A 17,422-nucleotide genomic window follows, 5' to 3' on the forward strand; every position below is an offset into this window, starting at 1 on the left:
GCATGAAAAAAGTAGGTCCATTCCGTTCGATTCATTTTAAGTTTGTCATCATTTATGTATTACTGATTCTCGTCGCCATGCAAATCATCGGCGTGTACTTCGTTCGCAAGCTGGAAACGGAGCTTGTGCAGAACTTTAAAAACTCATTAAACGAACGGGTGACCTTGCTCGCCTATAACGTCGAGCAGGCGATGAATCGGGAGCGCGATGAAAAAAGCCCGACATTGGAAGAAGACATCCGTTCGCTTCTTCATGATTTCGTTTCCCAAGACATTTCCGAAGTGCGCGTCATCGATGAGAAAGGGAAAGTGCTTGCGACATCCAATCCGTATATGCAAAACATCGTCGGAAAGCGGACGACCGAGATTTATGTAAAACGTTCCCTCGTCACCGGCGAAATCGTCGACCGGATGCTACTCGATTCGAAAACAGGTCATCGCATGTACATTTCGTCGACTCCGATCAAAACGAGCGGCGAAATCAAAGGTGTCATTTACGTCATCGCCTCGATGGAAAACGTCTTTTCGCAAATGCGGCAAATCAATATGATTTTGGCGACCGGGACGGGGATCGCTCTCGCCATTACCGCCGTGCTCGGCATTTTTTTGTCCCGCACGATCACCCGGCCGATTTCCGATATGCGCCGGCAAGCGCTGGCGATGACGAGGGGAGATTTCTCCCGCAAGGTCAAAGTGTACGGCTATGATGAAATCGGCCAATTGGCGATGACGTTCAATAATCTGACCAAAAAACTGCAGGAAGCGCAGGCGACGACGGAAGGGGAACGGCGCAAGCTCGAGTCCGTCTTGACGCATATGACTGATGGCGTCATTGCGACCGACCGTCGCGGGCGCGTCATTCTCATTAACGATGCAGCGTTAAACATTTTGAATGTTTCACGTGAAACAGTGCTGTCGAGTTCGATCGTCGACGTGCTTGGCATTGCCGACCAGTATACGTTTGAAACGCTGCTTGAGGAGCGCGATTCGCTCATTTTAGATTTCAGCACGGATGAGGAACTGTATATTTTGCGCGCGTCGTTGTCGGTGATTCAAAAAGAGGGCGGATTTGTCAACGGGTTGATCGTCGTTTTGCACGACATTACCGAACAGGAAAAAATCGACCGCGAGCGGCGGCAGTTTGTCGCCAATGTGTCGCATGAATTGCGCACGCCGCTCACCACGATGAAAAGCTACTTAGAAGCGCTCGCTGACGGCGCTTGGCAAGATAAAGACATCGCGCCGAGGTTCATTCAAGTCGTGCAAAATGAAACGGAACGGATGATTCGGCTTGTCAACGACTTGCTCCATCTGTCCAAGCTCGACAGCAAAGACTACAAGCTGAAGAAAACGTGGATCAATTTTTCAGCCTATTTCCATAAAGTTATTGACCGATTTGAGTTGACGAAAAGCGACAACATCCGGTTCGTTCGCAAAATTCCGCGCGAGGCGATTTTTATTGAAGTTGATGAAGATAAAATTACGCAAGTGTTAGACAACATTATTTCGAACGCTTTGAAGTACTCTCCGCAAGGAGGGACGATTACATTTCGCGTCCGCAAACTTGCTGATGAAATTATTGTCAGCGTCAGCGACGAAGGAGTCGGCATTCCGAAAGCCGACTTGGCAAAAATTTTCGAACGGTTTTACCGGGTCGACAAGGCCAGGTCGCGCAAATTGGGCGGTACGGGGCTTGGGCTGGCCATTGCCAAAGAAGTCGTTCTTGCCCATGGCGGGACGATTTGGGCAGAAAGCAAGGAGCATAAAGGAACGACGATTTATTTTACGCTGCCGCTAGAACGCGAGCAAAAGGATGACTGGTGCGATGTATGAAACGATCAAAACCATCGTGTTGACGTTGCTTGTGCTCATCAGCATTACCTTAACGTTTGCCTTATGGACATATCATCCGAAATACGACGTGTTGCAAAACGACGAATACATTCAACACGTCTCCGTGAGCAATACGCAAGTGGATACAGCGATGGTCGTGCAGCCAAAGCAGATTCTCATTCATAAAAACGGCGTCCCCTATGCTGTGACGAAAGACGAAGAGAAAAATGAAGTGCTGAAAGAAATGAGAAGATGGACGCTTGACGATTTCGAAGATGTTTCGTCTTCTGTTCCGCAAGGGAAGTTTTTATCGTTTTTAAATGGCAAAGAGCGGCTTGAGATCATTTACCCCGATGAGGTGCCGATCGACATATACCGATTGATTTTCACGATCGATGACAGGGGGCTCGACGGCTTGGCGTTTGACCGCCTGCTCGTCCCGCTCGGCGGGAAGGACGAGTTCCCCATCTACTTCATCGCGACCGACAAGCGCAAAATTTACAAAGCGATTGCCAGCGATGCCTCCTTATCGGCGATCGGCCGGCTGGCGAAAGAAACGAGCCATTTTCCGCGTTATTTCGCTTATCCGGTCAGCGAAACGAAGCAGTTGTATTTGCCGGAAAAAGAAGTGGTGCTCAGCAGTCTGCAATATTATACCGACGAGCTGGACGCAGACAAGTTTAAAGAAGCGCTCTTTAGCGATCCAAGCTTTGTCAAAAAAGATTTGATTCCGTTTGGCGAAGAATATACAGACGGTTCGCGGCTGATGGACGTCGATTTTCTTCAACGGATGCTGCTGTATGTGAATCCAGCGGCGCGCGTCTCGAATATGGGACAAACAGAGCAAGAAACCCATATCATCCAAAAAAGCATTGATTTCGTCAATGAGCATGGCGGTTGGACGGATCTGTATCATTTCGCCCGCTGGAGCGAGGAGGATCGAAAAGTCACGTTCCGGCTTGTCGTCAACGGCTATCCAGTCTTTAATGAATACGGCATGTCAGAAATCGTGGAGACGTGGGGAGCGTCCGATTTGATGAAATACCAGCGTCCGCTCTTCCGCCTTGAAATCGCGGATCGCAACCGCACACCAAAAACGCTGCCGTCCGGCCATGAGGTCGTCAACTGGTTCGAACAGACGAAAGGCGTTCGCAAATCGCTCATCAAAGATATCGCCATCGGCTATGAGCTCATCAAAGATCCCGAGCGGGAAAAAGTCATCCGCCTTGAACCGGCATGGTTCTACTTGTACGGACAAACGTGGAAAAAGGTAAACATGGGCGATGAGGCGGGAGGAGGGGGAACAAATGGACTGGAGTAAAACGAAGACGATTTTTATTATCGTGTTCCTCATCCTCGACTGCTTTTTAGGCTATCAGTTTATGGAAAAACGAAACAGCAGCCAGCTCGATGTCATTTTGGAAACGACGATTGAAGAGCAGCTTGAGGCGAACGGCATTACGTATGTGGATCTGCCTAAAGAAGTGACGAAAGCGGCGTATGTCAGCGGCAAAAGCCGCTCATTCACCATGGCGGATGTAAAAAAGCTGCCCGGGCAAAAAGTGAAAATCGAAGGAGAAACGAAAGTCAAAGGGACGTTCATCGATCCGGTTGCGCTGCCGATTGACGATCCATACCAGCTGCGTGAGTTTTTGCAGCGCTACATCATCGGCGGCGGGCAATATGCCTTTTGGTCGTTTGATGAAAAACAAGGAATCTTGACCTGCTACCAAATGTATGACGGCAAGATGATTTACGGCAATGAAAACAGCAAGCTCGTCATCCATGTCAACGGGAGACGGGAAGCGCTGTCGTATGAACAGACGATGCTCAGCGACTTGGAAAAGTACGAGCGGAAGCAAGATATCGTCCCGGCGATTAAAGCCATTGAGACGTTGTACCGAAAAGGGCATTTGCAGCCGGGCGACCGCGTCACGAAAGTGGAGCTTGGCTATTACGGGCTTGTTCAATTTACTGCATCCCAAGTGTTGACTCCAACTTGGCATATTGTTGTCAATCGGAAGGAAGACTATTTCGTCAATGCGTTTGAAGGGCAAGTGATCAATGATCAAGGAAATGTGCTGGAGTGAAAGAACATGACGATGCGATTTAGTGTGCTGGCCAGCGGCAGCACCGGCAACGCCTTTTACATTGAGACAGACCGCCAGCGCCTGCTTGTTGACGCCGGTTTGAGCGGCAAGCAGCTTGAGGAGTTGTTTGCTGAGATCGGCCGCCATCCAAAGCAGCTTGATGCGCTGCTTGTCACCCATGAACATAGCGACCATATTAAAGGGCTCGGGGTGCTTGCCCGCAAGTATCGGCTGCCGGTGTATGCCAATGAAAAAACGTGGCGGGCGATGGAACAAACGGTCGGCGACATTCCGCCCGAGCAAAAATTTGTCTTTCCGCTCGGCGCGGTAAGGACGTTCGGCGATGTTGACGTCGAATCGTTCGGCGTCTCTCACGACGCCGCCGAGCCGATGTTTTACGTTTTCCACTATGAAGGGAAAAAGCTTGCGTTGCTCACCGATACCGGCTATGTGAGCGAGCGGATCAAAAAGACGATTGAAAACGCGGATGTGTTCGTGTTTGAAAGCAATCATGACGTCGGCATGCTGCGGATGGGGAGATATCCATGGAGCGTCAAGCGCCGCATTTTAAGCGATGTCGGCCATATTTCGAATGAGGAAGCGGGTTTGGCGCTTGCTGACGTGATCGGCGACCGGACAAAGCAAATTTATTTGGCCCATTTGAGCCAAGATAACAATATGAAAGAGCTGGCGCGCATGACCGTGACGCAAGTGTTGGAACAGAAAGGCTTAGCGGTCGGCGCCCGCTTTCGTTTGTATGATACCGATCCGCGTCGGGCGACGGCACTAGCGTATGTATAAAGCCCGTTTTGCCGAAACTGAGGGAGACACATTTGTTGGATTTTTTCTCCTGTTCATGATTATAATGAGGGATGGAGACGAATGTGGAAAGGAGGGTGAGCATGGGATACTACGACGACCATTATGAGCCGTACGAACAAACGAGGAGGAAGCGGCGCAGCGGATCGTTTGTTTCCGCGCTTGTCGGCGCCGTGTTAGGAGGGCTGCTCGTCCTCATGTCCATTCCGGCGCTTTCCCGTTGGGATATCCTCCCGTATGATGTTGTGCCGAATCAAAGAGCAGAGGAAGAGCCAAAAACAGAGGAAAATGGAACTCCACCGATTCGGCAGAGTGTTTCCGTAGATGTGACGACGGCGGTGACAAAGGCGATCGACCAAGTGTCGGATGCGGTTGTCGGCGTTGTCAACATTCAAGAAGCCAGCTTCTGGTCGCAAGGAGGCGAGGCTGGCGTCGGATCGGGCGTCATTTACAAGAAAGCGGGAGGCCGGGCGTTTATCGTCACGAACCATCATGTTGTTGAAAACGCCAGTCAGCTCGAAGTGAGCCTCAAAGATGGGACGAGAGTGCCGGCGAAGCTGCTCGGCAGTGATGTGCTTATGGATTTAGCCGTCTTGGAAATTGACGCGAAGCATGTGAAAAAAGTCGCCCAGTTCGGCAACTCCGATACGGTGAAGCCAGGCGAGCCAGTCATTGCCATCGGCAACCCGCTCGGTTTGCAGTTTGCCGGCTCGGTGACACAAGGCATTATTTCCGGAACGAACCGGACGGTCGAAGTCGATTTGGACCAAGACGGCGCTCCAGACTGGAACGCAGAAGTATTGCAGACAGATGCGGCGATCAACCCGGGCAACAGCGGCGGCGCTCTTGTCAATATCAAAGGGCAAGTCATCGGCATCAACTCGATGAAAATCGCCCAAGAGGCGGTTGAAGGCATCGGGTTCGCGATCCCGATCAACACGGCCATTCCGATCATTTCGGACTTGGAAAAATACGGACAAGTGCGCCGTCCGTACATGGGCGTTGAACTTCGCTCGCTGAGCGACATCCCATCGTACCATTTGCAGGCGACGCTCCATTTGCCGCCGAACGTAACGGAAGGAGCGGCGGTCATTCAAGTCGTGCCGATGTCGCCGGCCGCACAGGCGGGCTTAAAACAGTTTGATGTCATCGTGGCGCTTGACGGCCAAAAAATCCGCAACGTGCTTGATTTGCGCAAATATTTGTATACGAAAAAATCGATCGGTGACCGGATGGAAGTCACGTTTTATCGTGATGGGAAAAAACGCACGGTCACGATGAAGCTGGCGCGCGAGTCGTATTAAACGAAAGCGGATGGAGGGAGCGGAAACGCTCCTTCTTTTTTCCACAAGGAAAGGGGCGAGAATGATGATATTCACATGTGAAGAACATGTCGACATCGCCATTGATCAATATGTAGATGAAACGGAACAGGCGCCGGATCTCCTGCCTGTGGACAACAGCGAAAAACAGTGCTGTTTTTGCTCGAAACAAGCTGTATATGTCGTAGGAGGATAACAGTTTTTTCACAACATGTGGATATGTGTTGTGTATATGTGGATAAATCTTGTTGATAAGCTGTTTATAAGGCAGGGGTTGTTTGTGCATATTTCCATTGTCGCTGTGGGTAAATTGAAGGAAAAATATTTAATCGCTGGAATTAATGAATATACAAAGCGTCTGTCCGCATACGCCAAAATCGACATCATCGAAGTCGCTGATGAAAAAACGCCGGAGCGGGCGAGCGAACTTGAGGAGGAACAAATCAAAGAGCGCGAGGGAGGACGGCTGCTGGCGAAAATTCCGCATGACGCCCACGTCATCGCGCTCGCGATTGAAGGGAAGATGAAATCGTCCGAGCAATTCGCCGCCCGTCTCGATGAGCTCGCCACCTACGGCAAAAGCAAAGTGGTGTTCGTCATCGGCGGCTCGCTTGGCTTAAGCAAACAAGTGATGGCGCGCGCCGATGAGACGCTGTCGTTTTCGAAAATGACGTTTCCACACCAGCTGATGCGCCTCATTTTGCTCGAGCAGATTTATCGTGCGTTTCGCATTAACCGCGGGGAACCGTATCATAAGTAAGGGAAATTTCCGTTTATTTACTAATTGAACTGCTTCACCTTAGGTTGCGCTAAGGAAAAGTCAAGGGAGAGCCGCCTAATTTATGCAACTCCCCCGCATTGGGCTGATACTTTATTTTTGCCGCTTTCTTTCGAACGGAGCAATAAATGGTCGGCATAAATGTACGCTTTTTCAATTGACATCGTTCCTTCTGCTTGACAAAAGTAAAGACCGAACGACGACGTATAGGCAATGGGACGTTTCGCCGCCATATAATCGACCAACACGGTGCTGCGGCGCACTGCTTCTCGAATCTCCTCGACAAGCCGGACGCTCTCTTCAAACGTGCGATTACGCAAAAACATCGTAAATTCTTCACCGCCGCTGCGGAACAAAAAATCGCCCTCTTTGAGAAACTGTTTCAAGGTTGAGGCGAAATGGCGGATCACCTCGTCGCCGACGGCATGGTTATACGTGTCGTTGATCGTTTTAAAATTGTCGATATCGGCGACGACGACGCCAATCCATTCACCGGATCCGTTTAGCTTGGCGATCGTTTGATCCATGTAGGCGCGGTTATGGATGCCGGTCAAAAAGTCGGTGTAGGCCATTTTTTCGAAGTGGTCGCGTTCTAGTTTATGCTGGATGCTTTGCGATTTGGAAAAAAACGAGCGGCTGACGAAGTAATTCAGCAAAAATAAGCTCAAAAGCATATCCCACCGCTGTTCTTGCAAAAAGAGAAATAACAGACCGTTTGTCAGCGCCGTTTTTCCCATGTCCATCCAGCTTCTCGTCTTAATAAAATCCAACGCCTCGCGCTGTGTCTGAATGTCGCCGGTTATATAAAAAATGATGATCAGGCAACAGTCAGTCAAAAAGGAAACGACGATGACGAGCAGGAATAAAAGCAGCCAGAAGCCAATGAACGGAATAGACTGAAACAGCGGACCAAGGAGATCGTATAAGGCAAACGCGAGCGAATTGAACGTCACAAACGAACCAATGTTGTACAATGTGTGCAGCCATTCATCGGGTTCCGCTGTTTTCAAATATTTTTTGGCTATATGTTCAGTCAAGCGAAACAACGCTTCAAAGATAAACAGCCCGAACGGGCCGGCAAATAAGCAGAAGGATAAACTGTAGTTAATGCCGTAATCAACGGGAATATTGTTTTTCGTTTTGTCTATGACGCGCAAGTGTGAATACAAGCTGGAAAACAGCCAATAAAACAGCAAAGCGATGACATAGGTGCGATCGAAGAAAGGCGGCTTTGACACAAACACAACAGCAATGGACGCGGAAAAAACAGCAAAAATCATCGGTCGTGCTCGGAGTAACATCACAGCTCTCTCTCCTATAAATCTGACCTCTGACAACTTCGGCGTTGATGAAGTGATTCCAAAAAGAGGAAGGCCGCTCACATGCCAGTGGCTTTCAGCAAAAATACGGATTATAGCCGCCGATGGCGAACGGTGAATTTGGAAACCGTCTTTTTTATAGAATCAAGATGTTCCCAATTGGAACAAACGAACATATGGTTACATCTATTATAGTACTATATACACAATTGTGAAAATAGACGAAATGGCATTGTTTTTCGCCTTTTTTCCACAAAATTTGACACATATTGAGTGAAAGTTGGTTCCAATCGATGCCGATTCTTTCGTGAACTATACAGCTGGATCGTGCTTGTTTCGCTGAATGAAAAGGGAAGCAGATAAAGCATAGGTGGTTCTTCCAGTACAGCTAGCGCGATTGCGGCGTTGTCGGCGACGGAAAGGACGGAAATATCATATCGCCGAATCCGAATACGATTGCGGCGGCTGAGGTGTTTGGCGCTTCTCTTTTCCCGCTTATGGCGGCTACGAGCAGCCATGACTTGTTCGTGGCGTAAGTATGTTGGCGATTTGTTTGCGCTCAAAGGAAGCAGCGCTTCGGTTGGCGAACAACTTATAGTGGAGGCTATTGTCATCGTTTGTGCCAAGACAGCCGTTTCCGATGACTTTTCGTTTCCAATGTTTGGATGGAGACAAAAGAGGAGGGAAAAAGAATGAAAATCGTTATTGCCCCTGATTCATTTAAAGAAAGTCTTTCTGCGCTCAAAGTCGCCGAGGCGGTCGAGCGTGGGTTTCGCACGGTGTTTCCGGAGGCGGAATACGTTAAGGTGCCGATGGCCGACGGCGGGGAAGGGACGGTGCGGTCGCTCGTTGATGCGACCGGCGGCCGCATCGTCGAAACGGAAGTGACCGGGCCGCTCGGCGAGCCGGTGCGGGCGTTTTTTGGTTTGCTTGGCGATGGGAAGACGGCGGTGATTGAGATGGCCGCCGCCTCAGGGCTGCACCTTGTCCCGCGCGACCGGCGCAACCCATTGGTGACGACGACGCGAGGGACAGGGGAGTTGATCCTTGCAGCGCTGGATGCCGGCGCCACCCACCTCATCATCGGCATTGGCGGCAGCGCGACGAACGACGGTGGGGCCGGCATGGTGCAGGCGCTCGGGGGAAGGCTTTTGGACGAAGACGGCTGCGACATCGGTCCGGGCGGCGGCGCGCTGGCCGATTTGCATGCGATTGACCTTTCCGGTCTCGACCCGCGTCTTGGGGGAGTCCGCATTGACGTGGCGTGCGACGTCGACAACCCGCTTACCGGTCCGAACGGAGCGTCGGCCATTTTCGGTCCGCAAAAGGGGGCGACACCGGACATGGTCGCTGTTCTCGACCGGAATTTGGCGCATTACGCAGATGTCATCCGACGCGATCTCGGCAAACAAGTCGGCGACATCCCGGGAGCGGGTGCGGCCGGCGGGTTGGGGGCGGGACTGCTCGCGTTTCTCCCGGCCGAGCTAAAGCGCGGCGTAGAGATTGTGATCGAGACGGTTCAGCTCGCGGAGCGCGTCAAAGACGCTGACTTGGTCATCACCGGCGAAGGGCGGATTGACGGACAGACGGTGTTCGGCAAAACGCCGATCGGCGTCGCCAAGACAGCGAAACAGTTCGGCGTCCCCGTCATCGGCATCGCCGGGTCGTTGGGCGACGACAGCGCCGTCGTGTTGGATCATGGCATCGACGCGCTGTTTACGATCGTGCCCGGCGTCGTGCCGCTTGAAAAAGCGTTGGAGCAGGCAGAACATTATGTGACACAAACGGCGCGGCATATTGCCTCTGTGTATCGTCTCGGTCAAATGAAAGGGACATCTTTCTCCTAAGCGAGGAAGATGATGGGATTTCTTCATCCTATTTCGCGCAGGAGACTCCCACTTCAACGACCAAAGGGAGTAAGTGGGAGAGGAATGCGCGTTCCCCTTTTCTTTTGTGTATGATATAATAAAGGCGTGGAGAAAACCGTTTAATAAAGGCACTCCAATCACGGCTACTCGATGTATGGAGTTGGTTACAGGAAACGTTGTAACCGTAAAACATCGAGCGTAGATCCGTCTGTTGTGTGTGGAAGCCAAGTACTGCCAACAGACACACCGAGAGAATCGGTAACGATGCAGGCATGACCTGCGTCGTTGGGTAGTTGTCAACCTGCCCTGATGCAACCCCAAGTCAAGGAAGGAGGACGAAGTCCGCTTGTACTTCTGGGGAGTTGCAAGCCCCCACTTCAAGCGTTAGCGAAGTGGGGGTAGTTGACGGGTGAAATCCTATTGTTGAACGGCATGTTCTGTTCAGCCGTCCCCTTCTCGGGTGGACAATAGAAAAAGGTGTCCCAAAGGCAAGAGGACACCTTTTTTGTATGTTGCAACCCATTGGTTGAGGAAGTCAGTCGTTTATTTGCCTGTCCGCGGCCACGACGCGATCGCCTGGAGGGAGCCGCGAATGGTGAAACGGCCGAATTGATGCGGCAAAATGAAATGGTCGCCCCGGCGAAGCAAGTATGTCTGTCCTTTGCGGACAAGCTCGCCTTCGCCTTCGAGGATGCTGACGATGAGAAACGGTTTTGCCTGCTCTGATTCGAACGCGCCACGGACGTCCCATTTTTGGACGCCGAAGTAGTCGCCTTCCACGAATGTCGTCACAGTCGCGCCCGGGAATTCGGCAACATGGGGGCGGATGTCGATGTCGCGGTGCGGGACAGTCGTGACATCTATTGCTTTGTCAAGATGAAGCTCCCGCCTGCGCCCTTGGCTGTCGACACGGTCGTAGTCGTAGACGCGGTATGTCGTGTCCGAGCTTTGCTGCGTCTCGAGGACGAGCGTTCCTTCGCAAAGGGCGTGGATCGTGCCGCTTGGGACATAGAAGAAGTCGCCCGGGCGGATCGGCACTTTCCGGAGCAAGCGCTCCCACTCCCCCGCCTCCATCATGGCGCGCAGCTGCTCCTTCGTCTCGGCGTAATGGCCGTAAATGAGCTCAGCGCCCGGCTTGCAATCGATGATGTACCAACATTCCGTTTTGCCGAGCTCTCCGCCTTCATGCGTTTTGGCGTATTCATCGTCCGGGTGGACTTGGACGGACAAGTCGGCGTTGGCGTCCAAAATTTTCGTCAACAGCGGAAAGCGATCAGACGGGAAGTGGCCGAACAAATCGCGGCGTTCCTCCCATAATTGACCAAGCGTCATCCCGGCAAACGGTCCACGGGCGACGACTGTCTGTCCGTGCGGATGGGCGGACACCGCCCAGCATTCCCCTGTTTGCGAAGACGGAATGTCGTAGCCGAATCGTTCGGCGAGCTTCGTGCCGCCCCAAATCCGTTCTTGGAAGACAGGGGTGAGAAAAATCGGTTCAAAGTCCATGCGTCATCCCTCCCGAAAACATCATGCAACGTACAGTCCACTCTCATTTTCATCTTATCACGAAATGCGCGATCAGCAAATGAAAACGATAAGGGGGTTAGGAACATACGCTCCCAACCCCCATTGGAATTCAAGGTCGACATGTCCACTGCAACGATGTTCTGCATGCGCCGCCGTCTCGCGTCAGCGCGTCACTTCGCGTCATCAAGTTCAATGCACGCGAGCGGCTGTTTCGCCGGTCCTTCGATCACATCGCCATCGATCGAGAAGCGCGAGCCATGGCATGGACAGTCCCACGTCTTGTCGCCGCTGTTCCACTCCAGCTCGCAGCCCATATGGGTGCACGTCGTATCAACGACATGAAGCGTTCCCGCCTCGTCCTTATAGGCGCCCGCCCGTTTCCCGTTGACCGAGACGACCGCCCCTTCTCCGCGCGCCAAATCTTGCGGCTGGCGAACAGCTAGTTCGATTTTTCCAACGATCAAGTGTTTGGCGACATCGAGGTTTGTCGTGAAAAATTGCCGCACGCTCGGGTCGGCGTAAAAGCGCGACGGAGAGTACAAGTCGCGATACCGGTTGTCGCGGCCGAGAATGAGGTCGGACAACATCATCCCCGCCGCTGTGCCGTTTGTCATCCCCCACTTCCGGTACCCTGTCGCGACATAAATGTTTGGCGTCCCTGCCGTCATCGGGCCGATATATGGCACTTTATCAAGCGTCGTCAAGTCTTGGGCCGACCAACGGTAACGAATGTCTTTTACCGTAAACAACTGCGAGGCGAACGAGGACAACGCCTCATAATGGCGCATTGTCGGCACCCCTTGGCCGGTCTTATGGTTTTCCCCGCCGATGAGAATAAGCGTCTCGCCATTTGCCGCTGCGGAACGGACCGAGCGCTTCGGGTTGTCGGCGCTCAAGTACATGCCTCCCGGGTATGGCTCTGCAGCTGTGATGGCAATGACATACGAGCGCTCGGCATACATGCGGGAAACATAAAATCCGCCGTCATAAAACGGAAAGTGGGAACAGACGGCGACGTGGTCGCATGTGACCCGCCGTTTGCTGCGCGTCACGACGGACAGCCGCTCTCCTTGTTCAATGTCGGCGACCGGCGTGTGCTCGTAAATGATGCTGCCGGCCTGTTTGATGGCTTCGACCAGTCTGACCAAATATTTGAGCGGATGAAACTGCGCTTGCTTCCTCATCACGACGGCCGCTGTGACCGGCAGCGGGAGCGGAATCGATTCGACAAAAGCGCCGTCAATTCCTAGACGCTCGTACGCTTGCCATTCTTTTACTAATTTTTGTAATGATGAAGAAGACGTCGTATATATGTAGGCGTCTTGTTCGCAAAAATCGCAGTCGATCCCGTGCTGCTCGATCGTGCGGCGGACGAAGCCAAGTGCGTCCATGCAAGCGTCATAATATAGGCGCGCCTTTTCCGCCCCAAAGTGGTTTAGGAATTCATCGTACACCAAATCGTGCTGGGCAGTCAGCTTCGCCGTTGTATGGCCGGTCGTTCCGTTCAACAGCCGGTCCGCTTCGAGAAGGGCGACGCGCACACCTTGCGTCGCCAGTAAATAAGCGGTTGTAATGCCGGAAATGCCGCCGCCTACAACCACGACGTCGACCGAAACGTCTTCTTCGAGCTTCGGGAAGGACGGAAGCGGCACGGAATCACGCCAATACGGCTCTATGACCGAAGGGAGGGATGACATACGGATGCCTCCTTGCCTGTCAATAGTGGTTTTCCATAGTTTGCTCTTTGCCATGGACCGTTATTCCACATATCCACAACCCTTTTCTTTTTTTGGCAATCGTCCGCAAGGAGAATAAAAGATGGTACAATAGAAAAAAAGAGGTCAAGACTGTTTTGCAAAAATAATGTTAAAGGAAGATCAAGAGTGAATAAATATACACATTCGTTTCATGAACGCGCCAATGGGTTGGCAGACAGCTTCATTTTAGAGCATTACAGCTTGAGCGAGCTCAATTTTGAGACCGTCAGCCATTACCGGGAGCAGTTTGCCCGCGCCAAACCGGGGCATCCATGGAACAGTCTTGAGACGAAAGAGTTTTTATACAAAATCGGCGCTTGGGGCAAGCTGCGCGACAGCAGCAAAGAAGGACTGACGCTCGCCGGACTCGTGATGTTCAGCGAAGAGCGGATCATTACCGAGGTGCTGCCGCAATATTTTTTAGAATACCGGGAATATGACGGTGCAAAGGCGGCAGGATGGGCGAAGCGGTTCACATCGCAGGATGGAACGTGGTCCGGCAACGCCTATGATTTTTATTTCCGCGTGTTGGCGGAGTTGGAGCGCCACGTTTGGCTTGAGGAAGGGCGTGCTCTGCTCGCCGAGGCGCTCGCTAATGCCATCGTTCATGCCGATTACGGGGAAGAAGGCGGCATTACCGTTGAAAAAGAGGACGGGGCGTTTCGATTTGCCAACCCGGGCCGGTTCCGCCTGCCAATTGAAGCCGCTATGGCTGGACAAATGAGCAATCTGCGCAATCCGAACATCTTTAAAATGTTTTTGTTGATCGATGTATGCAAACGCGCAGGATCCGGTTTGAAGCGCATGCATGATTGGCAGGAACGGGCGCTTGTCCAGCCGGTCGATATTTTGCAGCAAATGAATCCAGACCGCACGATCGTGACGTTATGCCCATTGTTGTTTCCAGCTGAGGCGGGGGCGACAATTGAAACAGAAATCAATGAATCATTGCAACAGCAAGAACAAGCATGGATAGAACACGGTGCGGATCAACATGACGTGGACTTCGGAAGTAACGAGACCAACTACGTAAATAAGGAGCTCAACTCCGTTATTATCGAACAAAACTCCGTAAACAACTCGACGAACTCCTTGAATAGGGAGGCGAACTCCGTAAAAAACGAGGTTGACTCCGTAAATATCCCGTCATGCTCCGTTAATAAAGGTGAAAACTCCGTTAATAAAACACCAAACTCCGTAAATAATGCTATATCTGTTGATGAAAGGGAGGAAGAAGAGAGAAACGAGTCGATCGATGAGCGGCTGTGGGAGATGGCAGAACTAGCACGTCGAAAAAAGCGGTTGGCTCCGGCGGTTATGGAAGAGATGATCGTCCGCCTGTGCTGCGAGCGACCGTTGCGGCTGAAAGAGTTGGCGACGCTGTTGGAACGGACGCCGGATGGGCTGCGCACCAACTACTTAGGGAAGCTGGTCGACGAAGGGAAAATCCGATTGAAATATCCGGATCAGCCGAACCACCCGCGCCAGGCGTACATCGGCGTCAAAGAAAGATGAGGGACGGGTTGTGCAGTTGCCAACAAATGAAAAGGAAACGGAGCTGACTCAAAAGTCCCTTTTTGATGAAATGTAACCGAAGTATGTGAAAGAGACCACCTCTGAAATCCTCGGTTTTACCGGGTTTTTCGTGTTGGTCTATTTTTCTATGTCGCCCCAGATAGGAGCATTACCGCTCTTTTGGGTCAGCCCCGTTTTGCTTCGCCATTATCCGGCTCGTGCTGAAAATGCCGCTGTTGCATGACGATAAAGCCGCAGTCAAGACGACGAAGTTAATGATTCCGGCAGCCGCATGAATGATAGTTTGTAAATGAACAATGTTTCCAAAATATTATTTATAGAATAGTTTGAATAGTTCAGGGAATGATCGAGATTGCCCAGCGGCATCCTATTTTGTACAATAGGAAAGCACAGGCGAAGAGGAACGGAGCGAAGGTGATCGACATGGAAGAACGGGACATGAAGACGTTTCTTGCCCAGCTGCAGCAAGAAGGGCTGCTGACCGAGCAGACGCGTCCGGTTTGGGAAATGATTTTGCCGAAACGATTAAAACGAATGTATGACGTTCTTAACGAGCGCACCCGTTATATTACGGTTTTGATTGAAGCGGTCGACGACCCGCACAATCAGGCAGCGGTGCTGCGGACAGCCGAGGCGTTCGGCGTTCAAGACATCCATATCGTCACGGGAAAAGCGCCATTTTCGCCAAACCGGCTCGTGACGCGCCATGCTGACCAATGGCTGACGCTTCACCGGCAGCCTGATATCGAAACCGCCATCAACGACTTAAAACAGCAAGGGTATCAAGTGTATGCCAGCTATCTTGGCGAGGGGACGATTCCTCTTTCCGACATCGATGTATCCAAACCGACGGCGCTTTTATTTGGCAACGAACATAGCGGCGTATCCGATGAGGCGCTGAAACTCGCAGACGGGACGTTCGTCATCCCGATGTACGGCTTCGTCCAAAGCTTTAACATTTCCGTTGCCGCGGCGCTGGCGCTGTACGATGTGACTGAGCGCGCGCGCCGCCAAGCCGGAACGCGCTATTATTTATCGTCGAATGAGAAAAAAGCGCTCTACCAACAATGGATGTGGCAAACGTTGAATCCGCGCATCCGCAAACAGCTTGAGCTGCAAGGGTATACCATTTAACTTCCCTCCGAAAGAAGTCTTCTACTTCTAAACGTGAAGGTGCGCCAGCACCAGTGAAAGTGGGAGATGAATGTCGGTTGGCGTTAGCCAACGAATAGGATAGAATATGGCTAGAACGGACACCTTCGGAACGAAGGGAAGCGTAAAGGGTTCTTGTGTGTGGCTTACCGTTCAGCGAACACACACAAGTCGCTTGAAGCCCCCGCCTCTAAGCGAAGCGTAGGTGGTGGGTAGTTCACATACAAGAAACGGCCGGATTTTTTTGGAACGTAGGGATCCGGCCGTTTTTTTTGATGTCCTTTCCTTCCTTCAATCCCTTTTCCCATCAATATTTCCCTGAACGAGGAAAACAATTGGCGATTTCTTGAACAATGATTGAACAGTTTGTGACAAATGTTTTGCTGATTTATGAACTTTTGCGTGTGTTGGTTTCAAATATTTTCAATTTTGATATGGTAGAAAACAAAGAAATATTGGATGGAAGACGCCCTGGATATCGGGGACGGATAAAGGGGGATACAGAGCGATGAAACAGGCGATATGGCGCGTCATGTTAGCCTTGCCGTTTTTGCTTTTGCTTGGTGGTTGCGTCGAGCGCACAGCGGTGTTAAATCCGCAAGGGCCGGTGGCGCGCATGCAGTATGATTTGATCATGTGGTCTGTCGGCTTTATGTTGTTCATTATTGTTGTTGTATTTACGTTGTTTGCCGTTTTTCTCATTCGTTATCGCGAGAAGCCGGAAAATGCCGGCTATGAGCCGCCGGATGAGGAAGGAAACACGTTGCTTGAAGTCGTCTGGACGGCCATTCCGATTTTGATTGTCGCTGCGCTCGCTGTTCCAACAGTGAAGGCGACGTTTGCATTGGAAAAGCCGCCGACCGAGAACGTGAAACCGATCACGATTCATGTGACGGCGGCGAACTGGAAATGGATTTTCAGCTATCCGGAAGAAAACATTGAAACGGTCAACTACGTCCATATTCCGGCCGGTGTGCCGGTCAAATTCAAGCTCACGTCCGTCGGACCGATGAATTCGTTTTGGGTGCCGGAGCTAGGCGGACAAAAATATGCGATGGACGGCATGGAGACAGAGCTGATTTTACAAGCTGATAAACCAGGATCGTATATGGGGCGGAGCGCCAACTTTTCCGGGGAAAAGTTCGCCCATATGGAATTTGAGGTTGTCGCCCAAACGGGAACGGACTTCCGCAAATGGATAAATGAAGTGAAACAAACCGCCCCGAAGCTCGATAAGGAAAAATACACACAAATTTTAAAACCGGGGCTTGTTGGGCGAATGACGTTTTCGAACACCCACTTGCAATGGATTGACCATGCGAAACAGAACAGCCATCATGGAGATGGAAAGCCAATGAAAAATGACGATCAACATGATGAAACGATGACAAACGGTCACCATCATGGGGAGTAGGAAAGGAG

General features: G+C 51.5%; 14 protein-coding genes and 1 pseudogene. 11 read left to right on the forward strand and 4 right to left on the reverse strand.

The window, feature by feature from the left end; translation table 11 throughout:
• The first annotated feature begins 2 nt into the window (after positions 1 to 2).
• The 7 genes from walK (at position 3) to rlmH (ending at position 6,823) form a co-directional block, all read left to right on the forward strand.
• Positions 3 to 1,832 carry a cell wall metabolism sensor histidine kinase WalK gene (walK, locus tag CWI35_RS10700; RefSeq protein ID WP_011232937.1) on the forward strand — a complete coding sequence of 610 codons (1,830 nt, stop codon included), beginning with the start codon at positions 3 to 5 and terminating at the stop codon, positions 1,830 to 1,832.
• Entirely contained in the window at positions 1,825 to 3,153 is a 1,329-nt protein-coding gene (locus tag CWI35_RS10705; RefSeq protein ID WP_119877715.1) for a YycH family regulatory protein, read from the forward strand. The genes walK and CWI35_RS10705 overlap by 8 nt, the downstream gene beginning before the upstream one ends.
• Positions 3,140 to 3,922 (forward strand): two-component system regulatory protein YycI, encoded by a 783-nt coding sequence (locus CWI35_RS10710; protein ID WP_011232935.1) that lies wholly within the window; start codon positions 3,140 to 3,142, stop codon positions 3,920 to 3,922. Before CWI35_RS10705 ends, CWI35_RS10710 begins: the two co-directional genes overlap by 14 nt.
• 6 nt (positions 3,923 to 3,928) lie before the next feature.
• On the forward strand, positions 3,929 to 4,723 hold the full coding sequence (locus CWI35_RS10715; RefSeq protein ID WP_011232934.1) for an MBL fold metallo-hydrolase: 795 nt from the start codon (positions 3,929 to 3,931) through the stop codon (positions 4,721 to 4,723).
• A 101-nt stretch (positions 4,724 to 4,824) separates the two neighbouring features.
• On the forward strand, positions 4,825 to 6,045 hold the full coding sequence (locus CWI35_RS10720) for a S1C family serine protease (RefSeq protein WP_060788975.1): 1,221 nt from the start codon (positions 4,825 to 4,827) through the stop codon (positions 6,043 to 6,045).
• A gap of 61 nt (positions 6,046 to 6,106) precedes the next feature.
• The gene (locus CWI35_RS10725) at positions 6,107 to 6,259 is read left to right on the forward strand and encodes a CxxH/CxxC protein (protein WP_083509335.1); all 153 of its coding nucleotides are present in this window, start codon (positions 6,107 to 6,109) and stop codon (positions 6,257 to 6,259) included.
• An 84-nt stretch (positions 6,260 to 6,343) separates the two neighbouring features.
• Positions 6,344 to 6,823: a 23S rRNA (pseudouridine(1915)-N(3))-methyltransferase RlmH gene (rlmH, locus tag CWI35_RS10730; RefSeq protein ID WP_041468625.1), complete on the forward strand. Its 480-nt coding sequence runs from the start codon at positions 6,344 to 6,346 to the stop codon at positions 6,821 to 6,823.
• 80 nt (positions 6,824 to 6,903) lie between these two features.
• Here the strand turns inward: rlmH and CWI35_RS10735 are convergent, their stop codons facing one another.
• Positions 6,904 to 8,142, reverse strand: coding sequence for a GGDEF domain-containing protein (locus CWI35_RS10735; RefSeq protein ID WP_119877716.1), 1,239 nt, complete (start codon positions 8,140 to 8,142; stop codon positions 6,904 to 6,906).
• Between the two features lie 710 nt (positions 8,143 to 8,852).
• On the opposite strand from CWI35_RS10735, the gene CWI35_RS10740 reads away from it, so the two are divergent.
• Complete coding sequence (locus CWI35_RS10740) at positions 8,853 to 10,007, forward strand: glycerate kinase (RefSeq protein WP_081132750.1); 1,155 nt, start codon at positions 8,853 to 8,855, stop codon at positions 10,005 to 10,007.
• 564 nt (positions 10,008 to 10,571) lie between these two features.
• Here CWI35_RS10740 and manA read toward each other — a convergent pair.
• Both manA and CWI35_RS10755 read right to left on the reverse strand, forming a co-directional pair.
• Positions 10,572 to 11,534 carry a mannose-6-phosphate isomerase, class I gene (manA, locus tag CWI35_RS10750; RefSeq protein WP_033008876.1) on the reverse strand — a complete coding sequence of 321 codons (963 nt, stop codon included), beginning with the start codon at positions 11,532 to 11,534 and terminating at the stop codon, positions 10,572 to 10,574.
• Positions 11,535 to 11,725: 191 nt separating this feature from the next.
• A complete protein-coding gene (locus CWI35_RS10755) occupies positions 11,726 to 13,252 on the reverse strand; it encodes an FAD-dependent oxidoreductase (protein ID WP_060788909.1) in 1,527 nt (508 codons plus the stop codon).
• A gap of 186 nt (positions 13,253 to 13,438) precedes the next feature.
• Here CWI35_RS10755 and CWI35_RS10760 point away from each other — a divergent pair, with 186 nt between their 5' ends.
• The gene (locus CWI35_RS10760) at positions 13,439 to 14,827 is read left to right on the forward strand and encodes an ATP-binding protein (protein WP_119877717.1); all 1,389 of its coding nucleotides are present in this window, start codon (positions 13,439 to 13,441) and stop codon (positions 14,825 to 14,827) included.
• Between the two features lie 175 nt (positions 14,828 to 15,002).
• Here the strand turns inward: CWI35_RS10760 and CWI35_RS10765 are convergent.
• A pseudogene (locus tag CWI35_RS10765) lies at positions 15,003 to 15,125 on the reverse strand (hypothetical protein); the annotation flags it as partial.
• A 146-nt stretch (positions 15,126 to 15,271) separates the two neighbouring features.
• On the opposite strand from CWI35_RS10765, the gene CWI35_RS10770 reads away from it, so the two are divergent.
• Positions 15,272 to 15,982, forward strand: coding sequence for a TrmH family RNA methyltransferase (locus tag CWI35_RS10770; protein ID WP_033008879.1), 711 nt, complete (start codon positions 15,272 to 15,274; stop codon positions 15,980 to 15,982).
• Between the two features lie 526 nt (positions 15,983 to 16,508).
• A complete protein-coding gene (gene qoxA, locus CWI35_RS10780; protein ID WP_100659936.1) occupies positions 16,509 to 17,414 on the forward strand; it encodes a cytochrome aa3 quinol oxidase subunit II in 906 nt (301 codons plus the stop codon).
• The last annotated feature ends 8 nt before the right edge of the window (positions 17,415 to 17,422 follow it).

This window comes from [Bacillus] caldolyticus (assembly GCF_003595605.1).
GTDB lineage: Bacteria > Bacillota > Bacilli > Bacillales > Anoxybacillaceae > Geobacillus > Geobacillus thermoleovorans.

Bases quoted from the DNA above. Each gene is read 5' to 3' on its own strand.
- walK (WP_011232937.1), top strand. From the start codon at position 3: ATGAAAAAAGTAGGTCCATTCCGTTCGATTCATTTTAAGTTTGTCATC.
- CWI35_RS10705 (WP_119877715.1), top strand. From the start codon at position 1,825: ATGTATGAAACGATCAAAACCATCGTGTTGACGTTGCTTGTGCTCATC.
- CWI35_RS10710 (WP_011232935.1), top strand. From the start codon at position 3,140: ATGGACTGGAGTAAAACGAAGACGATTTTTATTATCGTGTTCCTCATC.
- CWI35_RS10715 (WP_011232934.1), top strand. From the start codon at position 3,929: ATGACGATGCGATTTAGTGTGCTGGCCAGCGGCAGCACCGGCAACGCC.
- CWI35_RS10720 (WP_060788975.1), top strand. From the start codon at position 4,825: ATGGGATACTACGACGACCATTATGAGCCGTACGAACAAACGAGGAGG.
- CWI35_RS10725 (WP_083509335.1), top strand. From the start codon at position 6,107: ATGATGATATTCACATGTGAAGAACATGTCGACATCGCCATTGATCAA.
- CWI35_RS10735 (WP_119877716.1), bottom strand. From the start codon at position 8,142: ATGTTACTCCGAGCACGACCGATGATTTTTGCTGTTTTTTCCGCGTCC.
- CWI35_RS10740 (WP_081132750.1), top strand. From the start codon at position 8,853: ATGAAAATCGTTATTGCCCCTGATTCATTTAAAGAAAGTCTTTCTGCG.
- manA (WP_033008876.1), bottom strand. From the start codon at position 11,534: ATGGACTTTGAACCGATTTTTCTCACCCCTGTCTTCCAAGAACGGATT.
- CWI35_RS10755 (WP_060788909.1), bottom strand. From the start codon at position 13,252: ATGTCATCCCTCCCTTCGGTCATAGAGCCGTATTGGCGTGATTCCGTG.
- CWI35_RS10770 (WP_033008879.1), top strand. From the start codon at position 15,272: ATGGAAGAACGGGACATGAAGACGTTTCTTGCCCAGCTGCAGCAAGAA.
- qoxA (WP_100659936.1), top strand. From the start codon at position 16,509: ATGAAACAGGCGATATGGCGCGTCATGTTAGCCTTGCCGTTTTTGCTT.